The sequence below is a fragment of the Paraburkholderia sp. J10-1 genome (assembly GCF_905220165.1).
Taxonomy (GTDB): Bacteria; Pseudomonadota; Gammaproteobacteria; order Burkholderiales; family Burkholderiaceae; genus Paraburkholderia.
On record NZ_CAJMYW010000061.1, the window covers coordinates 1 to 790 of the forward strand.

Sequence of the window (790 nt, forward strand, 5' to 3'; positions counted from 1 at the left end):
TGTGGATGAGCGCGCTGTTCGTGCTCGCCACGCTGTTCTACTGGATCGGCCTGCTCTCGCGTTCGCCCTCGGGCGGCTCGATCGGCTCGAAGCTCACGTGGGCGGCGGTGCTCATGGGCTTCGTCGGCCTGATGGCGCGCTGGTACGAGTCCTACCTGATCGGCGCGGACGTCGGCCACATTCCCATTTCGAATCTGTATGAAGTGTTCGTGTTATTCAATCTGATCACGGCGCTCTTCTACCTCTATTACGAGCAGCACTACAACACGCGCGCGCTCGGCGCGTTCGTGCTGCTCGTGATCAGCGCGGCCGTGGGCTTCCTGATGTGGTACTCGATCTCGCGCGACGCGCAGCAGATCCAGCCGCTCGTGCCCGCCCTGCAAAGCTGGTGGATGAAGATCCACGTGCCGGCGAACTTCATCGGCTACGGCAGCTTCGCGCTGTCGGCCATGGTGGGCGTGGCGTACATCATGAAGGAGCGCGGCGTGCTGGCGGACCGCCTGCCCGCGCTCGAGGTGCTCGACGACGTCATGTACAAGTCGATCGCCGTGGGTTTCGCGTTCTTCACCATCGCGACGATTCTCGGCGCGCTGTGGGCCGCGCAGGCCTGGGGCGGCTACTGGAGTTGGGACCCGAAGGAAACCTGGGCGCTGATCGTGTGGCTCAACTACGCGGCCTGGCTGCATATGCGCCTCATGAAGGGCCTGCGTGGCGGCGTGGCGGCCTGGTGGGCGCTCACGGGCCTGCTGGTGACGACCTTCGCGTTCCTTGGCGTCAACATGTTCCTTTC

At 64.4% G+C, this 790-nt stretch carries 1 protein-coding gene; it reads left to right on the forward strand.

The genetic code is table 11. The features are described from left to right. Positions 1–790, forward strand: a 790-nt coding sequence (gene ccsB, locus U5A65_RS40680) for a c-type cytochrome biogenesis protein CcsB (RefSeq protein WP_321949717.1), incomplete at both ends; no start/stop codon positions are given.